17 protein-coding genes and 3 pseudogenes are annotated in these 18914 nt (G+C 37.8%); 3 read left to right on the top strand and 17 right to left on the bottom strand.

Going from position 1 to position 18914, the window contains the following annotated elements; genetic code table 11:
- Positions 1–15: 15 nt before the first annotated feature.
- Both ACQKKK_RS13865 and ACQKKK_RS13870 read right to left on the bottom strand, forming a co-directional pair.
- A complete protein-coding gene (locus ACQKKK_RS13865) occupies positions 16–1284 on the bottom strand; it encodes an erythromycin esterase family protein (RefSeq protein ID WP_427616711.1) in 1269 nt (422 codons plus the stop codon).
- A gap of 29 nt (positions 1285–1313) precedes the next feature.
- Positions 1314–1685, bottom strand: coding sequence for a hypothetical protein (locus tag ACQKKK_RS13870; RefSeq protein WP_427616712.1), 372 nt, complete (start codon positions 1683–1685; stop codon positions 1314–1316).
- A 265-nt stretch (positions 1686–1950) separates the two neighbouring features.
- Between ACQKKK_RS13870 and ACQKKK_RS13875 the strand changes: the two genes are divergently transcribed.
- Positions 1951–2088 (top strand): hypothetical protein, encoded by a 138-nt coding sequence (locus ACQKKK_RS13875; protein WP_427616713.1) that lies wholly within the window; start codon positions 1951–1953, stop codon positions 2086–2088.
- Between the two features lie 50 nt (positions 2089–2138).
- Here ACQKKK_RS13875 and ACQKKK_RS13880 read toward each other — a convergent pair.
- A pseudogene (locus tag ACQKKK_RS13880) lies at positions 2139–2264 on the bottom strand (IS3 family transposase); the annotation flags it as partial.
- Between ACQKKK_RS13880 and ACQKKK_RS13885 the strand changes: the two are divergent.
- Positions 2263–2582 (top strand): annotated as a pseudogene (locus ACQKKK_RS13885) (divergent PAP2 family protein); the annotation flags it as partial. The pseudogenes ACQKKK_RS13880 and ACQKKK_RS13885 sit on opposite strands and share 2 nt — an antisense overlap.
- A gap of 380 nt (positions 2583–2962) precedes the next feature.
- Here ACQKKK_RS13885 and ACQKKK_RS13890 read toward each other — a convergent pair.
- The 7 genes and pseudogenes from ACQKKK_RS13890 to ACQKKK_RS13920 all read right to left on the bottom strand — a co-directional run.
- Positions 2963–3595, bottom strand: a complete 633-nt coding sequence (locus tag ACQKKK_RS13890; RefSeq protein ID WP_427616714.1) for a YitT family protein — start codon at positions 3593–3595, stop codon at positions 2963–2965.
- Between the two features lie 771 nt (positions 3596–4366).
- The gene (tatC, locus tag ACQKKK_RS13895) at positions 4367–5068 is read right to left on the bottom strand and encodes a twin-arginine translocase subunit TatC (RefSeq protein WP_427616781.1); all 702 of its coding nucleotides are present in this window, start codon (positions 5066–5068) and stop codon (positions 4367–4369) included.
- 160 nt (positions 5069–5228) lie between these two features.
- Positions 5229–5441, bottom strand: a complete 213-nt coding sequence (locus ACQKKK_RS13900) for a twin-arginine translocase TatA/TatE family subunit (protein ID WP_061462820.1) — start codon at positions 5439–5441, stop codon at positions 5229–5231.
- Between the two features lie 59 nt (positions 5442–5500).
- Positions 5501–7243, bottom strand: a complete 1743-nt coding sequence (locus ACQKKK_RS13905; protein ID WP_427616715.1) for an alkaline phosphatase D family protein — start codon at positions 7241–7243, stop codon at positions 5501–5503.
- Between the two features lie 396 nt (positions 7244–7639).
- Positions 7640–7816 carry a Spo0E family sporulation regulatory protein-aspartic acid phosphatase gene (locus ACQKKK_RS13910; RefSeq protein ID WP_427616716.1) on the bottom strand — a complete coding sequence of 59 codons (177 nt, stop codon included), beginning with the start codon at positions 7814–7816 and terminating at the stop codon, positions 7640–7642.
- Positions 7817–8015: 199 nt separating this feature from the next.
- Entirely contained in the window at positions 8016–8936 is a 921-nt protein-coding gene (locus ACQKKK_RS13915; protein ID WP_427616717.1) for a patatin-like phospholipase family protein, read from the bottom strand.
- Positions 8937–10064: 1128 nt separating this feature from the next.
- Positions 10065–10182: pseudogene (locus ACQKKK_RS13920) on the bottom strand (glutaminase); the annotation flags it as partial.
- 347 nt (positions 10183–10529) lie between these two features.
- Between ACQKKK_RS13920 and ACQKKK_RS13925 the strand changes: the two are divergent.
- Complete coding sequence (locus tag ACQKKK_RS13925) at positions 10530–11033, top strand: DinB family protein (RefSeq protein WP_427616718.1); 504 nt, start codon at positions 10530–10532, stop codon at positions 11031–11033.
- Between the two features lie 200 nt (positions 11034–11233).
- Here the strand turns inward: ACQKKK_RS13925 and ACQKKK_RS13930 are convergent, their stop codons facing one another.
- The 7 genes from ACQKKK_RS13930 to ACQKKK_RS13960 all read right to left on the bottom strand — a co-directional run bounded on the left by ACQKKK_RS13930 (position 11234) and on the right by ACQKKK_RS13960 (position 18876).
- Positions 11234–13648, bottom strand: a complete 2415-nt coding sequence (locus ACQKKK_RS13930; RefSeq protein WP_427616719.1) for a heavy metal translocating P-type ATPase — start codon at positions 13646–13648, stop codon at positions 11234–11236.
- Between the two features lie 75 nt (positions 13649–13723).
- On the bottom strand, positions 13724–13930 hold the full coding sequence (copZ, locus tag ACQKKK_RS13935) for a copper chaperone CopZ (RefSeq protein WP_427616720.1): 207 nt from the start codon (positions 13928–13930) through the stop codon (positions 13724–13726).
- Positions 13931–13946: 16 nt separating this feature from the next.
- A complete protein-coding gene (locus ACQKKK_RS13940) occupies positions 13947–14282 on the bottom strand; it encodes a metal-sensitive transcriptional regulator (protein ID WP_427616782.1) in 336 nt (111 codons plus the stop codon).
- A gap of 243 nt (positions 14283–14525) precedes the next feature.
- Entirely contained in the window at positions 14526–15413 is an 888-nt protein-coding gene (locus tag ACQKKK_RS13945) for a glucosaminidase domain-containing protein (protein WP_427616721.1), read from the bottom strand.
- A 146-nt stretch (positions 15414–15559) separates the two neighbouring features.
- Positions 15560–16951, bottom strand: coding sequence for a HAMP domain-containing sensor histidine kinase (locus tag ACQKKK_RS13950; protein ID WP_427616722.1), 1392 nt, complete (start codon positions 16949–16951; stop codon positions 15560–15562).
- Positions 16935–17582 (bottom strand): response regulator transcription factor, encoded by a 648-nt coding sequence (locus tag ACQKKK_RS13955; protein WP_427616723.1) that lies wholly within the window; start codon positions 17580–17582, stop codon positions 16935–16937. Before ACQKKK_RS13955 ends, ACQKKK_RS13950 begins: the two co-directional genes overlap by 17 nt.
- 82 nt (positions 17583–17664) lie before the next feature.
- Positions 17665–18876: a glycoside hydrolase family 5 protein gene (locus ACQKKK_RS13960; RefSeq protein WP_427616783.1), complete on the bottom strand. Its 1212-nt coding sequence runs from the start codon at positions 18874–18876 to the stop codon at positions 17665–17667.
- Positions 18877–18914 lie beyond the last annotated feature (38 nt).

Raw genomic sequence — 18914 nt, forward strand, 5'->3', positions numbered from 1 at the left:
GGCTTTGCCTTTTCATTACACAACGGGTGCTTTTTCATGAACAAGCGGGTGAAGGGCTTGTGTCTCATCAAAGTAAACAAATGCATCATACCTATCTGACATTACAGAAGGTACATAATTTCCATATTGTTCATATTCCGGTCTGTATACAACCCCAATCGCCCGATGTCCAACCCTATCTTGGAATAGCTGCCGATTTTCATCAGTGAAAATGAGCAACTTATCATACGCCCCCGAAAGGTGCATAGCCTCCTCCCAACTTCCATTCATTGCTGGGGGTACTGTTTTTATTTCAAAATCCATGCCCCACTCGCCTGCTGCAATTACAGTTCCCCTGTAGGTTCCGAATCCTGTGATAAATACATCTTCAGTTGGGTTTTGCTCACGAATGACCTGGCCGACATTAATCATCCCGGAATCTCTCATATCAGTAGCGCTGGCGTCACCAACATGGGTATTATGTTCCCATACAATCGCCTTGCCTTCAGAACCGTAAAAATCCATAATTTCATTAAGTGCATCCACCATATGCATATCTCTAATATTCCATGATTTATCATCATGAACCACCATTGTCCTGTAATAATTTTCTGCATTATATGCTACCAATGCATTCACTTGAAGATTCAAATTCAATTCTTCGTGATGGGGGTATTTTTCTTTTTTTCGCTGAATAGTTGTCAGTAATTTGGCTACTTCCTCTATACAGTCTTCCGAAAAAATGCCTGCCGAAACTGCGTACTCTTCGTTATTCCGATTAAATGGCTCAAAACATGTGAACGCCTGTCTCGCAGCTTCGAGGTCAGGTGAATCAATTTGTTTTAAGTAATGGATAACTTCATCCATGGATTCCCAAAGACTATAGATATCGATCCCATAAAATCCAACTTTCGTTCGATTTTGTCCAGACTCATTGTATTGTTTCATCCATTCGATCAATTCTATTATTTCCTCGTTTGCCCACATCCAGGTCGGCCAGCGGTCAAAACTTTTAAGCACATTCTGTGCGGATTTAGTTACTAGGTCATAACCTTTAACATATCTATTAATTGCCTGGCATGCGGGCCAATCGCCTTCAACGGCTACAAAGGTGAACCCTTTTTCTTTAATCAGTTTTTTTGTTATTTCAACTCGGGCCGTGTAAAACTCGGATGTTCCATGTGATGCCTCTCCCAGCAAAACAAATTTTGAATTTTCAACTTGTTGAACGAGCTTATCCCAATCAGCTTCGCTTGTAAGCGGGACTGAATGTTCGATTATTGACTGAACCAGATTATGATGCACTGTTTTTCCTCCTATCCTTCTTACGACCATTATCGTTTGTACTCAGCATTATAAGAATTTGAACCTGCGTGTACTGACAGTAGTGTATCAGCGTATCCTACTAGTCGATTTACAAGTTCATCACAAATGGAGTAAACCAGCTGAAAATTTTCTTCCTCAAATAAGACAAGGTCATCCAGAATGACCGTTGTGTTAATGAACATATCTTTGTTTCCATATAGATTGTAGTGAACTATAGCCTTTCCAGCAGCGCCTCCAGTAACTGGATCCTTAAAGCCGGGAATAAAAACAAACCATTCTTCAGCAGTAGCAGACCTGAAGTTTTTTGTGAAAGACATTCGCTCGGTTACATTCTGTATCTTTTTTAAATCTTCCGGATTTATATCCTTGATCTTATTCATTCCATAGCCACCCTTAACACCCTTGTTAATAATCTTCAGTTATAGATTTTCCTTAAGGGACCAATCCTATAAATATTATTATGAAAAAAAGACTTCCCCCGGAAAAAAGCAAGCCTGAAAGGAGAATCCAATTATTTGCCATATCCTTATTATTGTTCGGATTCTTCATTATATTTAGGTGAGAATGGATTGGTCGGAATATCACCTGATATGACTGTCCAAAAGGGGACAAACTATATTTGAAATAAGAAAGGAGATGTGAAACATGACAAAAAAATTTAATAAAGGCAGCCAAAATCAAAATTCACCGCAATTACACGGACAAGCTCCTGTTAGTGGGGACAACAGTAAAGGAAATAAAAGAAATAAAGATCAGAGCTCTAAAAGAGATGGCGGAATTTAAATGAAACAAACCGGTCATATTAAGTGAACCCACAAAGTTAGACACTTTATTTACTTAGACAGCCTTAGGGCATGAACCCGGTAATCTACCGGGCTCATGCCTTTTAATTTCACTTTGATTCGTCGGTGATTTTAGTAATGGATATAATCTTCTAGTTCTTGTTTAAAATGCTCCATGGTAGAGGCTATCGGCATTGCGCTAGGGCAGAAAATTTCAACGTATAATAAGCTGACCGGAAAGTGGGATTTGAAGCAGGCCTTCACAACAGGTGGCATGCCGAGTTCACACTAATCCTCTGTGGCAGCGAATAGAGGCTGGTTGTATACGGAGACATCGCTTGCACATGTTTGCCGTGATTGTGATGAATGATGCTCAGGGGATTCGGCGCCATACAGGTGAAATTGCTAAGTTTGTGAATGATTTTTGAAGATAATCTGGCGGAATTTTCTGGAGAGTTTGTGGAGCGTGAGAAAGAACTGAATGAATTGCTCGGAGATTAGCGTGTAAGTGGGAGCAGTTGCGCTGCTTGGAGTTTTGATTTTTCAAATCCTCCACCAACTTTCAATTTTTTGGGGAATCAACTAAATCGCTACTAGAATGAAAAAACAAGGCTTTTCAGCTGCTTGTCCTTTACACTTTCACAAAGATAGTAGGAACTTGGAAACATGGCATTTTCAAACAATACAGGAGATGACGCTATGAACTTAAGGTTCTATATCACTATTCCTCCTTCCCTAAGGCTATTTTGAAATTTAAAGTGGATACAACATCACTACGTCATGATGTTAGTACCACTTTCTATGTGTATAATAAAATCAGAATATTTCGATGACAAAATTAAATAAATGGCGGCCCTTGCTAACCTCAAATTTTTTCATTTTACATCTTTCACATTGGAAGTTTCATCGAACACACTATCCCTTCCTATCATTACTGCCTTCTGCTTCCTATCCAGCATTTTCTTTAAAAGGCATGAGAAAATCAATGTATACGCAACTCCTTTAATAATCGATGTGTAACCGTAAACAAGAAAGCCCAATATAAGAACGATAAGATTAATGATTCTTATTGTCGCTGCAATATCTATTTTTTCATTTTTATGATGTAAAATTAAAGCGAGCACGTCAAAACCAACAGTGGAGGCATTTGCTGTTATGCATAAATAGTATCCTATCGCTATCAAAATCGATGAAATAATAATCACTAGAACGATATTCATATCAAAATCAATACTCAATGAATAAAAAAAATTGAAGAACAGCATATAGCTAAGGGAACTTACAATTGACTTAAAAAAGTACTCTTTCCCCAGAAAAACTAAACAAATGATTAACAGTAATCCTGTAACTAAATTGGCGAGGATGGCAATATTATAACCTGATAATGCATGCAATAGTAATGCCGAGCTAGTTACACCTCCATTAATAATTTCATTGGGAATGATTAAATAAGCATAGGCAAAGGTCATGGAAATGTTTCCTGCGATAATTTTCATTAAATCCCTCATAAATCTCACCCCCCCCCTTTCAATATTTTGATAATGCTTTCCCCTCCTAGATTATATTTATACTTGAACGATGCAATCAACATTCATTTCTCCATTCAATTTTTTCGAATCATTCAGCTTTACAATCACAGATTTAATAATGCTTCCTTTGAAATGACCCCTTACCTTATTCATATTGGGGTTTCTTGTAATAGTGGTATTTTGTTTAAAATGATTGGGCGAAATTAAGATTGGCTGTTTTATGTCAAGTGATTACAATTATTCGCTAACCATAATACCCTCTCCTTCTAATAAATAAAATAAAACATGCCACTTATAATCCTTTAGGTATTGCAGGCCTTTTGTCCAACTATGTAACTTATGATTTCCTTGAAATGCTATACAGAAGACTTTGATTTACCTAAATGAATATGATTCCAAATAAATGATTTGAATTTTCAATTCCCGTACTTTCTACAGGTTATATTACAAGTTATAGACTATGTATATACCGGTTTCACCTGAAAGATCAGACACTTTCATGAAGGACTTTACATAGTAAAGACGCCGTATTAACCTTCACTCATTCTAATGATTGTCTCCATTGACTTAGTTCGAATTCCACAGCTGCCAAATCCAAGAGATAGGGGAACCTGACAAAAAAGGGATTAAAAAGTGATCCATCAAATATTATTCCGCAGTAAAAAAGTTGAGGGAATTACGTCCCTCAACTTTTTAGTGTTCCATTGACTATTTCCCAAGAAATGTTTTTTTCAATATCAGCTAACCATTTCATGTTACAGGTAATGCTGACTTATCTTTCATGAGCCTTTTTCGATAAACCATATTGGACAGCTGCACACTCACTTCATAAAGCACAAGCAAAGGGACGATAACCAAAATGTCCGAAATCATATCAGGAGGCGTAATCAGGATAGAGATGATGACCAGGACGAAATAAGAAATCTTACGAGACTTTTTCAACACTGTTGGATTAATGATTCCCAATCTGGTCAGGAACATGACCACAAGCGGCATTTCGAATAAAATCCCAAATGGTAAGATCAAATTAATCATGAACCGAAAATACTTTTCAGCTGTGAACATCATCTCGAATTGCCCGGCTGATAGGGAAGTTAGGAAACCCAGCACTATTGGAAACAACACAAAATATCCAAATGAGATACCTGTGATGAATAAGATGAACAGCCCAGGAATGAACCGGAATGTAACTCTTCTCTCTTCCGGTTTCAATGCAGGAGCCACAAAACGCCATAACTGATAGGCAGCTAGCGGAATCGTTGCAGCTATTGCGCAAACCGCAGCAATTATCATATATACCCACAGGATGTCACTTGGGCCGAGCACGGCAAGCTTCCCATCTAAATCCTTAATGAGCAGTTCATAAATATCCTGTACGAATAAGAAACTCACTATGAAAAAAACAAGAAAACCTATCAGTGTTTTAATGATTCTGCTTCGGAGTTCCTCCATATGCTCAATAACGTGTAAATCCTTGCTCTCCACTTTCACCCCTCCTTTTTGCAATTTACAAGCCATATATAAGTATTAGAATTGCTAAATCGATTATCCCTTGAACTCTTCTCATGAAAAGAAGCAGGCGAGTCTTTCCGCCCGCTTTATCCCATTAAATTCATCCCTCTTTTTTAACGGCTTTTAACGCAGCTTTATTCTCGTTTTCATCCTCTTTATCTGAATCATTCACCAATCCTTTGGTTGCACTTTTGAATTCGGATAAAGTTCGACCAAATGCACGGCCGATTTCCGGCAGCTTGGACGGGCCAAAAATAATCAGTGCAATCACGAGGACGATGACCAGACCAGGTATCCCAATATTAGAAAGCATTCTCATTCACTCCAATCATTGTACAAGTATTTTTCCATTCACATTTCCTTGTCTTTCTATCAATTAGTGACTTTCCGCTGCTTGTTCATTCTTTGTCTTTCATGTGCGCGATTATGGGCCCGTGTCCGATCTTCCTCGACTTCTTTCGTTTTTTGGATCCCTTCCGTAACCGTTGCTGACGCAACCTTTCTTAGTCCAGCTTGATCCTTATCAAACACAAAAGATGCTCTTGTCGATATATCCGCTCCTGGATCTGTCACGAAAGGAACTACACGGTAATCCGCCTTCCATTGTTCTGGTGTTAATTTGCATCGGACATACCCCCGGTAATCATTAAAGAACTTGATATGTGGATTCTGGCTTAATATTTTATCCGTATCTGCACGCTTATCTGCTCCGTTTCCACCGGATGTGATGGATGTGCCGACAAACTCCACACCGAAAATCCTTGAATTTGGATCATTGAAATCCGCCTTTAAATTGACTGCCCAGCTTGCATGTACATCACCGGTCAACACGACCAAATTTTCTATATTATTACTTTTAATTACATCAATCAAACGATCACGTGCAGCCGGGTAACCATCCCAAGAATCCATGCTGAATTTGGGAGCGGTAGGTGTTCCATAATTCCGTTGTGCAAAGAAAATCTGCTGTGGCAGCACATTCCACTTTGTTTTTGATTTCAAAAGATTATCAGTTAGCCACTGTTCCTGCTCTCGACCTAGTAATGTACGATTCGGGTCAAGTGACTCCGGCGTTTGCGGTGAACTGACATCGCCGTTTGCCTGATCATCCCTGTATTGACGTGAATCCAGTACAAAGAAAGAGGCCAGGTCGCCATAAGTGAAATTTCGGTATAACCGCATATCCGCTCCCTTCGGCAAGGAAGATTTACGAAGGGGCATATGCTCATAATAAGCCTGATAAGCGGCTGCCCTTCTCTTGATGAATGCTTCAACCGATTGTCCTTTTTCCGGAATGACATTTGCATAATTGTTTTCAACTTCATGATCATCCCAAGTCACGACCCATGGGAAAGCAGCGTGTGCCGCTTTTAAATGAGTATCAGAGCGGTATTGTGCGTATCTATTTCGATAATCCTCTAGAGTAATGATTTCCGGACTGTTATGTACACGGACATTGCCTGTAGAAGCAACATATTCATTTGGTCCGTACTCATATATGTAATCGCCAAGGTGAAAGACAAGATCCAAATCTTCTTTTGCCAAATGTTTATATGCCGTATAATAACCATGCTCAAATTGCTGGCATGAAACAAAAGCGAATGACAGGCTTGAAACACTTGAACCGATTGGCGGAAGTGTTTTCGTTTTCCCAGTTTGACTTACTTCCCCTCCACTTTTAAAACGGTAAAAATAAACCTTATCCGGTTTTAACCCGCTTACTTCCACATGAACGGAATGGCCAAGTTCCGGCCTAGCTATTTCCTTGCCTTGTTGTACGACCTTTCTGAAGTTTTCATCATTTGCCACTTCCCATTTAACGGAAATGGCTTCTTGTGGCATACCTCCTCCATTTAACGGATCAGGTGCCAGCCTTGTCCATAAAACAACACTATCCGAGAGCGGATCACCTGAAGCTACACCAAGAGTAAATGGATAATCACTGAATTTCGGGGCAGCATTCACTTCAATGCCGCCTATTGATTGGGCAAGGGCAAGACCTAATGAAAGTCCGGCAAGCTTACTTGCTCCCTGGATAAAGTTTCGGCGGTCCATGTTCTTACCTAATTCGCTCCAATTCTTAATTAAATCATCCATTGCTCTTTCATTATTCATTGATCTTTCCCTCCTATTATTTGAATCTGGTTCAAGTATAGTATGGCCCTTTTAAAGGTATATGAATAAATGTAAATCAACAAATTTCCAATTAGGGATTTTCATGCAGGACTTATGGATCTCTTTAAACATTAAAAAAGATCTGATTCACTCATGCATTTACATGGACCTACAAACTTTTTACATATAACGTAATTCTTTCAACCTATTTTTCTTAATGAATCATTTATTTAATCGTTACAAATAACTGCTATGGGTTATTTTTAATCCAATTAAGTAAACACTTACTTTATATTTAAAAACATCCTAATTTATGTAATAATAGTTTCATAAGAAAAATAGAAGTACTTGAGGGATTTTGCATTGGAGAAGCCCAAATCAAGTATCATTCCTGTTTTAGATATATTGAAAACCCTTCGGTTCTTTTTCATGACCAAGTAAATTTAATAGTTTATCCAGTTCTTGGCTTTTATGTAATGTTTCAGGTGAGGTTAATCCATATATCAATCCGGTAGTTATTAATTCTTTCCTCAATATCTCGATGTATTCATATAATGATTCAATTAACTTCATGGGGTCACGATAGCTTTAGGTAATAACAGATGGAATTAATTTTGAATTCTCTTTAATATTCACTATAATTACACTTAGCTCAAGGCCACTATGCCTCATATTAAACTATTGATTCGTTAGTTCAATTAGAAAAAGAGCCGTCATAACAGCTCCTTGTCCCTCGCTTTCACCCTTTTGAAACGATAGCATATAGTTTTCCCTACTTATTTTTTACTCTTTGCATGCGTTTGACCTTATATTGTTCAAAATCCCATTTCGACAAAAATTCCTTTGCAGAAGTATAGCCTGATTTATAGAGAAAGTCGATTTCATCCTCATTCAGTTCAAAATCCGTTGCGTTGATGCCGCCAGTAGGAATTTGAATCGTGCGTTCGATCGTTTCTTCGTTCATATATCGTAAATCATGGGCTTGAAGCATCGTTTTAAATATATTTTTGAAAAGGTGGATTGGCGTTGGTATAACTGGATCTACGTTAACTTCATCTTTCACAAAATGGAATCCGAATGTTGGAAAGCGAGGATTGTCTGTATCAAATATCCATATTGGGAAGTTACTAAGTAAGCCACCATCTAAAATGTAGGATTTTTTCCGGTCTTTTGATTTCCAAATAACCGGACGGAAGAAAAATGGTAAGGAGGCACTCATCATTACGGCAGTTGAAACTTTTAAATCAGCAGGAGACATCCCATAGCGCTCCAAATCATCTGGCAAAATAAGCATTTGGCCATTCGAAACATCAGAAGCAATTATCTTCAACTTTCCATCTGGAAGATCCGCGAATGTCTTAATCCCTTTTTCTGAAAGAAGAGAATCCACCCATGTTTCCAAATAATCGTTTTTGTAAATCCCGAGATGAACCATAAGTTCCAAAAGGAATCCCAAAATGGGAATTCGATTCAGAATTGTCCTGCCTCGAAGCTTTGAGTAATTGATTTCACTAAAACGTTCTTTAATTTCATGGCTTTTATAACCACTGGCCAAAAGAGCAGCTATTACTGCTCCTGCTGATGTCCCAGCAAGTCTTTCCCATTCTACTTTTTCCTCTTCCATTGCTTGAATCGCTCCAATAAAAGCAATTCCCCTGGCCCCCCCACCTTCAAAAACGGCATCTGCTTTCATTTTTTTCCACCTCTCGATAAGAGTTATTATTATTAACGATAATTTCAAATAGAAAGAATTTTTACATTCTTAAATCCCAAAAATCAGCCCTCGTCAGTTAAAGACTAAACTATCCGCTTGCCATCCATGATTGGAATTAATGACGGTTCTATTTTTCTAACAAATTAATTCAGAAACAGTATCAAGACTCTCATAAGTTTAAAAGATTGTGTTTTTCAATCTGTAACACAACTTCTGTAATGTCATGTTCTTTGACCTTGCCAGCTTTTCAAGTTGTTCGCATGATTAATGGTACTTCTAATCTCTATTTATGCTATTCATCCCTGATTAACAATTAGTTGCATATCTATCCATTTATTGTTACTTTATGTCTGTGAAATTGCCCACTTGAGAAACCCTTAATCATTTACTTTGTCTCTACTGCAAGAATATTAAAAGTGGGTAGACCCCCATAACAGTGGTCAACGCAACATTGATGAATCAACTGTAATTGCAATAGTAGGATAGCATCCTTTATCATGGTATGTAAATAAGGAGGTATTTGCATGGGACAAATTATCAGATACCTTCTAAAAAACTCTATTGAATCAAAATAATGTTTATATTGTTGAACTAACGCCTCAAAATCTTCCTTTTTTCAGGATAAAATATTTTATGTAAACTAACAGAATAACTATCAGTCACTAGAGAGCAACAACTCCAAAAATCATTTTGAAATTTTGGAAATTCTTTTTTTATTAATTGAACTTTTGTATGCATTTATGAATTTTGACAATGCACTGTGACAGGGCATTTACTTCCCACCATATCCAATTTTCTATTTTTCGCGATATATGGTAGCAAAAAGGAATCCTTGTCTACATGGACATTTTTTCCCCAGGATGGTCAGCCATCGCATACTGACTTTATTAGCTTTGAAAAAAGGTTTAGCGTTAAACGCTTAACCCACAAAGTACCCAGGATTCATCTTCATTTGATTCAGACTTTGTTCCTATCATAAAAAATAGAAAAGACTGATGCCTTGGCCTACACTTCTAATAATAGTATATTTTGAAAAAATAAAGCTATAACAATGGTTATCTAAACTAGAGAAAACGCTGCCATAAATTCCAACCCCTCATTTCACAGGGACTGCCCCCATGATTCCCCTGAAACACCGCTTTTAGTCGGAATGCCAACCTTAATCACCTGATACATTATACATGCCGCAGGTAACCATGAATGTCTTGCAAATACGGCCAATGTCCATTTCAATGGCACGAATACAATTCGATTAAGTCCTCCAAATACAGCATGATCAACTATCATTATGAACGTACAATTCTTATCCTAGCCATATTTGTCTTTTTAACAATTATGTACGTGTTTATCAATAGAAAGTTGCTGGATTAATAATTGAGCATATTTAGAATAAAACCGGAGGATTAGAAATGGGAACTATGAGGAATGTTTGCCATCAGGAACATTCAGCATTTCTTTTACTTTTTTCAGGAAAATCCCCCTATTTAATATCAAGATTTTTAGCAGATTTGAAAAAGGTATTCTTTAAGTATTGTCGAAATGGGTTAAGTAACAATGGAAGGAGTTTAGAAAATGGAAAAGAACCGTGCCAAGAAAATGTATGATTACCACGTTTGGGCTAACCAGCAAGTTTTCCAGAACATAAAACAATTACCGGACGGAGTCTATGGCGACACGATAAAAAGTGTCTTTCCATCCATTAAGGACGTCCTGGTTCACCTTTACGCAACAGATATCACTTGGTTGGAGATAATGAAAGGAAGCACCATTCAAGATACTTTTAAGAAAGTTGCACGGCGGCGGGAAGAAGTGGATGGAGTTTCAATAAATGAACTAGAATCGTGCTATGATGGACTTGCAAAGGATTATTACGATTTTCTTGCTACGCAGCCTGATCTGGAACGGACCATAGTAACCGAACACCCCAAAATGGGAGTTTGTGAGTTTATACTTGCCGACCTCATTCATCATGTAGTGAACCATGGAACCTATCACCGGGGTAATGTGTCAGCGATGCTCCACCAACAAGGCGAGCGTGGCGTACCTACAGATTATGTATTTTACTGTTTAAAATAAGCTCGGTATGGCAACCTGGAAAATAAAGGAACACCAAGTAGGGATCGCTGTAAATATACTAAAGTTCATTCCAGAGCCAAGGAATCATCGGCTTTTTATTTGTATGGAATGGCAAATCCAACTCACGAGACATTTAGTCATTAAGATAGAAAAAGGCATTGAAAATTACCAATGCCTTCTTTTTATGGTTATATGATTTTTTAGAGCTTTACCCGTTGAAGGCGCAGAGCATTTAATACGACCGATACAGAACTGAAAGCCATGGCAGCACCCGCTAACCACGGGGCAAGCAGTCCGATTGCCGCAATTGGTATTCCGATTACGTTATAGGCAAATGCCCAGAATAAGTTTTGTTTGATATTTCGCATCGTTTTCCTGCTCATGAGGATTGCATCTGCAATACTGTTCAAATCACCACGGATCAAAGTGATATCAGCAGCTTCCATGGCTACGTCCGTCCCGGTCCCGATAGCCATTCCAATATCAGCAAGTGCAAGTGCTGGTGCATCATTTATCCCATCCCCGACCATTGCCACTTTTTTACCGGCGGCCTGCAGTTTTTCAACTTCCTCTGCTTTCCCTTCAGGAAGTACTTCTGCAATCACTTGATCAATGCCCACTTGATTGCCGATGGCATTTGCTGTTCTTTGATTATCACCTGTTATCATGATGACCTGGATATTCATTGCTTTTAACCTCTTAATCGCCTTTAGCGAGGTATCTTTTATCGTATCCGCAACAGCAATAAGCCCTGCATATTCACCTTCAATGCTAGCGAGCATTGCGGTTTTCCCTTGCTCTTCAAGTTCTTCCATCGCTGTTAGCGCCTTTGTAATATCCACGTTATTTTGCTTCATCAATTTTCGCGTTCCGATGAATAACTCTTTTTGATCCACTATAGCCCTCACCCCATAACCAGGAATCGCTTCGAATTCCCCAACCACAGCAAGTGATATCTGTCTTGCTTGAATTCCTTGAACGATTGATTGGGCAAGAGGGTGTTCGGATTGTTTTTCAGCTGCACCGATTAGAGATAAAAACTGTTCTTCCTCCATACCATTCTCGATGAGGACATCGGTTAACACAGGGGCACCATTCGTTACCGTTCCCGTTTTATCCAAAATGACCGTATCAATATGGTGAGTGGTTTCCAAGTGTTCCCCGCCTTTAAATAAAATACCGAATTCGGCGGCCCGACCTGATCCTGCCATGATGGATGTGGGGGTGGCCAGACCTAAAGCACATGGACAGGCTATGACTAGCACTGCAATCATCGCTTCAAAAGCTGGTGTGAATTCTCCAGAGCTAACCCCTATAATCCAAACAAGAAAAGTTAAAAGGGCGATACCGACAACGATAGGAACGAAGACACCGGAAATTTGGTCAGCAAGACGTTGAATCGGAGCTTTGGACCCTTGCGCATCCTCGACGACTTTGATGATTTGAGAAAGAGCTGTATCCTTTCCGATCTTTGTCGCTTTCATTTGGAGAAAACCATTTTTATTCAATGTTGATCCAATCACAGGATCCCCGATTGTTTTATCCACCGGAATGCTCTCACCCGTTAACATGGATTCATCGACTGCAGAGTTCCCTTCGACCACTTCTCCATCGACAGGGATCTTTTCACCCGGCTTCACCAAAACCGTATCCCCTACAATGACTTCTTCAAGTGGTATTTCCCGTTCTTCCCCATTTCTTAACACCAATGCCGTTTTGGCCTGAAGCCCCATCAATTTTTTGATGGCCTCGGAAGAACGCCCTTTTGCTTTTGCTTCAAAAAGCTTCCCTAAAAGAATGAGGGTGATAAGAATCGAACTAGTTTCGAAATAAAGTTGTGCTGTATTGTGATGGGAACCGCTTGAGATGATCGCCTGATAGACACTGTAAAAATAGGCAGCAGATGTTCCCATTGCGACCAATACATCCATATTGGCGCTTTTATTTTTCAAGGCTTTATAAGCACCAACATAAAACTGCTTTCCAATGATGAATTGCACGGGGGTGGCAAATGCCATTTGCACCCAAGGATTCATGAGGAAATCAGGCATATAGATAAACGAAGTAAAACTAAAATGGCTTACCATTGCCCATAACAAGGGAAAAGATAAGATGACGGAAAAGATGAATTTATTCTTTTGTTTTTGAATTTCTTTCTGACGGAAATCCACTGAATCCATATTATCTTCCTTGATGACCGCCCCATACCCCAACTTCTCCACTCGTTGAATGATATCAACTGGTGAGGCTTCGGAAGGATCATATTCAACGGTCGCATTTTCAAGCGCCAAATTCACATTAGCCATGCTCACTCCATCCAACTTATTTAACCCTTTTTCAATTCGGGTAGCGCAGGCAGCACAGGTCATGCCAGTAATCGTAAATTCCTTTTTCTCTTTCACTACATAATAGCCAAGATCTTGAATTTTCTTTTCAAAGTCCTGGTTGCTTAATTTTTCTGAATCATACTTAATGACTGATTTCTCAAGAGCCAAATTAACGGTGGCTTCCTCCACGCCTTCCATTCTGTTTAACCCTTTTTCAATCCTGGTTGCACAGGCAGCGCAAGTCATGCCTGAAATCTGCATACTTGTTTCTTTAATATGGCTGCTCACATCATCCCGCCTCCTATACCGCTATGGGGTATATTTTTTTGTAAAAAAGAAGTGCTTTAGAAGCACTCTTTTCACTTACTCGACATCGTAGCCTTGATCATCGATTGTTTCTTTTATTTTTTCAAGTGATACTTTTTCATTATCAAACGCTATATCTACTTTGGCTGCTTCCAAATGCACTTTTACGCTTTCTACACCTGCCAGTTTTCCTACATTACCTTCAACAGCATTCACACAATGACCACAAGACATTCCACTGACATTCAATGTTACCTTTTCCATTTAAACCACTACTCCTTTACTTCTTCATTAATTTTTGAATCGTTACAAGCACTTCATCTATAACCGCCGTATCCCCATCATTCAGCCGTTCAACCACACAATTCCTAAGATGGCCTTCCAATAAAATCTTGGCCACACTATTCATTGCGCTTTGAGTAGCAGCTATCTGGGTAATCACATCGTCACAGTAAGTATCTTTTTCAATAAGACCCTTTATACCGCGAATTTGACCTTCGATGCGATTTAACCGGGTCGTTAAATTCTTTTTTACTGAATCCGAGTGATGACTCTTTCGGCCGTGGGAAGAGGGCGTACAGCATTCATCTTCGTTCACCGAATTTTGCCCATTCATTATTTCATCCATTGTCCATCCCTCCTCGAAAATTAATATACCATACCACCCTATCCTATGCAAAGAATAAGATTTATGTTCCTTATTTATTTACTATTCGTTTAATAATGTTTTCTATTCTTAAGCTAAGAAACTCATATTTGGGGAGTTGGTCTTTCCAGATGAGCCAGCCCACTATTTTCACAATATACTGTTCAAGAAACAAGAGAGAATCCATTCATCCATACTGCTTTATCAAAAACATCACCCATATTCAAGATGTGCTTCACTATCAATCAATTGTAATTGATACTGCCTAATCAATTCTATTAATAACTCACTATATATTTTCTCCCCCACTTCATTTTCTTTTGTACTATACCCAGCTTCCTGTAATGCGGTCGCCTGCTCCGTATAAGTTTTGGAAGAAAATAAACCATGCTTTTCATATCGGGGATTTTCAGTTAAAAAGACTGAATGATCCTGGAGTGAATCCGAAATTGTATCATACACTCTAAAATCCGCTTGTATATTGTCATCATGAAATTCACTGGTACTAATATTTGTCGACTCTCCATCCCAATTATAGCTTTTTATCCCAAAGATATTGTTATACTTCACCGACAACTCCGATTTTCCCCAACCTGATTCTAAAATAGCTTGTGCTATTGTAATAGAAGGTAGAATGCCATATTTTTTATAATTATCTATCGCTCCCTCTTTTATGCTGGAAATGAAATTCATTTGCAAGCTATCTTCATTTTCCATCTTTGAGAAATTACGCACAGCATTTAAATATTTCAAATATGCTTTGACTTTCTTTTTTTGTTTTTCATCATAAGCTAGTGCTTCAGTCACTTCATCCACCTCTTTCAATCGGTATTGATTCTCCCTCTTCTCCATGAATAGATTTGTCATTTTTTTTATTTCTTCCGTTGACATTGTGTCTAATGCATATTCCACACTCGCTATCGCAGCTACTTCTTTCCAATTCACTTGAATTTTCGCGATACTTGTTTCATCAACTACATTTTGAATTTCTATCATTTTTTCTGAAGAAATCGAGTTTATGTCAAAGTATTTTATAAATTTCAGAGCTGCTATCAAAATCAAAGTAAAAATTATTATTTTCCCTAAATTTACCCGTTTCACTGTTCTTCCCCTTTTCATGTCTTTATTTGTAACATCCAATTTCATTTAAATGATACTAAACCATCAAAATCTATCTCTGATTTATATGGTACCTTCCAAATGTCACAACAGTATGACAAAAAAAGCATCACCAATGCGGTGATGCCTTACTGTGTGTCAAACCATATCGTAAAATGAATATTCTTCTCTTTTAAAGTAACTTCATATCTTACATCATTTTTATCCAATATATTGGCTACTAATGCCAACCCCAGTCCCGTACCGGAAATTTCCTTATTTCTCGATTCTTCTATCACATAAAAAGAATCCCATATACTTTGCAAATGTTCGTCTTTAACTATCGTTGTTTTATTTTTAATATCGAATTTCAAACTGCCGTCAAGATCATTCTCCAATGTTATGAAAAAAAAGTTTTCTTCCCCATACTTAATGGCGTTGCTAATAAGATTGTTAAATACAATATCCATTTGGCTTTTATCTGCTTTTACCATGCATTTCTCAGCTGAAGCTAAGTGATCGCGAACTTCTATGCCTTTATTATTCAATAAGATTTTATAATGTACAATTAACTGTTGGAGATACTCTCTTAAATCGAAGGTTTCTTTGCTAATATCCAAGGCTTGCACTTTAGCTAGCATAATTAAGTGATCTACCATATCAGATGTATTTTTCACTTGTTCTAAGATAACATTCGTATATGTGCCGTCATCCAGTCCATCCTTTATACCGATTGTATAGGCTTGTATTAATGATAACGGTGTTTTTACTTCATGGGATATGTTTGATACCAATGAATTTAAATTCTGGTTTTTCTTTTCCAATTGTAAATGGGCATTTTTTAAGCGAGTGCTCATATCATTGATACTGTAAGATAATTCCTCTATTTCATCACCTGACTTTATATTTACTTGTTTAAAGTTCAAATTGGCAATATCTTTTGCCACACTTTGCAGCTTTTCTAATGGAGTAATGATTCTTCTGGAATAATAAGCTACCAACAATAAGGTAATGATGATTCCGAAAACAATGGAGTAAAAATTCAATTGATTAATAATGTTCATGGCATCGGTATTATGAACGACAACTGTCCCGATTAATATAAGATGGCCCTCCTGCTCATATAATAAAGTAAGCAAACTGGACTTTATTTTCCCTTGATTATATAACTGTTTGACTGCATTGCCTTCGCTTACCTTTTTTAATGTATCCTCCGTTATCCAAAACTTATTCAATGGAATTTTATCTTTATATAGGCTAAATTGCATAAGCTCATTCAATTCATCGATATTACCATTATTCTCAATAATCACGATTGTTACATTGTCAGTATCTTCAGTCGAACTTTCAATTTCCATTAATTCACTGATACTCAATTCATTTATTTCATCATAAGTTGATGTGAGTTTTTGCTTCATCTTATACAAATAATAATCAGACAGGAAATAGTTGTTTAATAAATAAGATACACCGAAAACGATAACCATTATTATACTGACCATGGATAATAACTTTGTGCTTATTTTATTGCTCTTTATCATGAAAGCTATACCCCAATCCCCTATGAGTGAGAATGTTGTGAGCACCAATCTTATCCCGCAATCTATTAATATGCGTGTCGACAGTTCTTTCTTCCCCGATATAACTCATACCCCATACCATTGATAACAAGGTATCCCTGGACAATATTTGCCCCTTATTTTTATACAAAAACGTCAACAACTCAAACTCTTTTTTGTAAAGCATTACTTCATTACCATTTCTGTATACTTTCATTCTAAGTAAATCAATTTTCAAGTCCCTGATCCCAACTATTTTTTCGATACCAAGCATTTTTTTAACCCGAATGATCAAAATTCGCGGGTCAAATGGTTTACGTATATACTCATCGGCACCGATATCAAGTGCACTGAATTCATCATCATTAGATGACCTAGCTGTCAGCATCACCACTTTCACTAAACTCACTTTCTTTATTTCAGAACAAACTTCCATACCGTTTAATTTCGGCATCATCCAATCTAACACAACCAAATCGATTTTATTGGAAAAGAAGAGATTCAAAGCCTCTTCACCATCATATGCAACATACACATTAAATCCTTCTTTCTCAAAATAAGTCTTCAATATGGCTGTCAATCGTTTTTCATCATCAGCTATCAAAATGTTCATTGGAAAATACTCTCCTTATACAAAAAAGTGAAACCTTATTATAAGACTTCACTTTCTTGTTATGTTTTATTACAAATCAAATTTATTTCCCCATAAGTTCCTTTTTCAGCACATTCCAAATCGGATTATTTACTTCTATGTCTTCTCTGTTTGGCTTTTCACCATTCTCTAACGCCTCCCAGTATTTCCAGTTAGGGGCCTGATTCCCAAGTTGATAATCCATCCCCTCCCAAGTATCTTCACGGAATGCATAAAAGGCCCAATGCCATCCATATTCATTGAAAACTGATATTAGGTCGGCTATATACCTTTTGGAGCCTTCGACGCTACGATTAATACCAAATTCTTCGGCTATGATCCGATTAGCAGGTATATTATTTTCTTTTGCCCACTTCCTAACAGGTTCTAAAAATTCCTTTAATGCACTTTTATCAAATGTTTTCTCTGTTTGCCCTTCTCCAACTCTCACCGGACCAGGGTATTTATATTTAAATCCTTTTCTTTTATTTTGACTTGTCATTTCATATGGCTCATACATATGGAACGCATATAAAACCTTATCATCCTTAATTGGTTTTAAATATTCAAATGCCCATGGCGTGGCATAGAGACCCGAATTAAGGATAATGGGTGTTTCTTTATCCACGGTTCGAACTGAATCTACAATTGTTTTATACAATGCATTTAAATCCGCCGCTGTATGTTCGACTTTGTTATACCACTCATGATAATCCTCTGTCCAAAAATCATTGAATCCAGATGCTGTTTCGGGATGCGGTTCATTAATCAAGTTATATCCTATCACAGCCGGGTGATCCTTCAATCTCTGTGCAAGATCCCTCCAGAATAAAGCGGATTGTTCATGATACCTAAATTCATTCCAAATGCGATTATCGTTTTCATAATTATTAAACTGGCGCCATCGGTTTCCCGGAAGACTGAGAACTGTTAATACAACCTTAGATCCACGTTCATACGCAGAATCCAGATCTGCCTTCAACTCTGCAAAATCTTCCTCATCAATTCCTTTGTATTCATCTGCACTACCCATCAAAAAATCTCTTTCAGGATGACCATCAGGCTTGTCATTAAACAAGAAGTCATGGTCTTTTGCCCATTTATCCGGAGCCAAACGAATAAATTCAATATTAAACTCATTTGCTGCTTTATAGTTTTCGGGTAAAGATTTGGAATTCATAAAATTCGTTCCCCTTTTCTGTTCATCCCAAAAACCAACTTTTCCACTTGAAGTGCCAGCTATTCTTTCTATCTCTTCTTCTTCCTTTGGATTCATGATACTGCATCCAGAGATGAATAGTACCATCATTATCA

The organism is Peribacillus sp. NPDC006672, assembly GCF_050274955.1.
GTDB lineage: Bacteria > Bacillota > Bacilli > Bacillales > DSM-1321 > Peribacillus.

Bases quoted from the DNA above. Each gene is read 5' to 3' on its own strand.
- ACQKKK_RS13870 (WP_427616712.1), bottom strand. From the start codon at position 1,685: ATGAATAAGATCAAGGATATAAATCCGGAAGATTTAAAAAAGATACAG.
- ACQKKK_RS13875 (WP_427616713.1), top strand. From the start codon at position 1,951: ATGACAAAAAAATTTAATAAAGGCAGCCAAAATCAAAATTCACCGCAA.
- ACQKKK_RS13890 (WP_427616714.1), bottom strand. From the start codon at position 3,595: ATGAGGGATTTAATGAAAATTATCGCAGGAAACATTTCCATGACCTTT.
- tatC (WP_427616781.1), bottom strand. From the start codon at position 5,068: ATGGAGGAACTCCGAAGCAGAATCATTAAAACACTGATAGGTTTTCTT.
- ACQKKK_RS13900 (WP_061462820.1), bottom strand. From the start codon at position 5,441: ATGCTTTCTAATATTGGGATACCTGGTCTGGTCATCGTCCTCGTGATT.
- ACQKKK_RS13905 (WP_427616715.1), bottom strand. From the start codon at position 7,243: ATGAATAATGAAAGAGCAATGGATGATTTAATTAAGAATTGGAGCGAA.
- ACQKKK_RS13910 (WP_427616716.1), bottom strand. From the start codon at position 7,816: ATGAAGTTAATTGAATCATTATATGAATACATCGAGATATTGAGGAAA.
- ACQKKK_RS13915 (WP_427616717.1), bottom strand. From the start codon at position 8,936: ATGAAAGCAGATGCCGTTTTTGAAGGTGGGGGGGCCAGGGGAATTGCT.
- ACQKKK_RS13925 (WP_427616718.1), top strand. From the start codon at position 10,530: ATGGAAAAGAACCGTGCCAAGAAAATGTATGATTACCACGTTTGGGCT.
- copZ (WP_427616720.1), bottom strand. From the start codon at position 13,930: ATGGAAAAGGTAACATTGAATGTCAGTGGAATGTCTTGTGGTCATTGT.
- ACQKKK_RS13940 (WP_427616782.1), bottom strand. From the start codon at position 14,282: ATGAATGGGCAAAATTCGGTGAACGAAGATGAATGCTGTACGCCCTCT.
- ACQKKK_RS13950 (WP_427616722.1), bottom strand. From the start codon at position 16,951: ATGATAAAGAGCAATAAAATAAGCACAAAGTTATTATCCATGGTCAGT.
- ACQKKK_RS13955 (WP_427616723.1), bottom strand. From the start codon at position 17,582: ATGAACATTTTGATAGCTGATGATGAAAAACGATTGACAGCCATATTG.
- ACQKKK_RS13960 (WP_427616783.1), bottom strand. From the start codon at position 18,876: ATGAATCCAAAGGAAGAAGAAGAGATAGAAAGAATAGCTGGCACTTCA.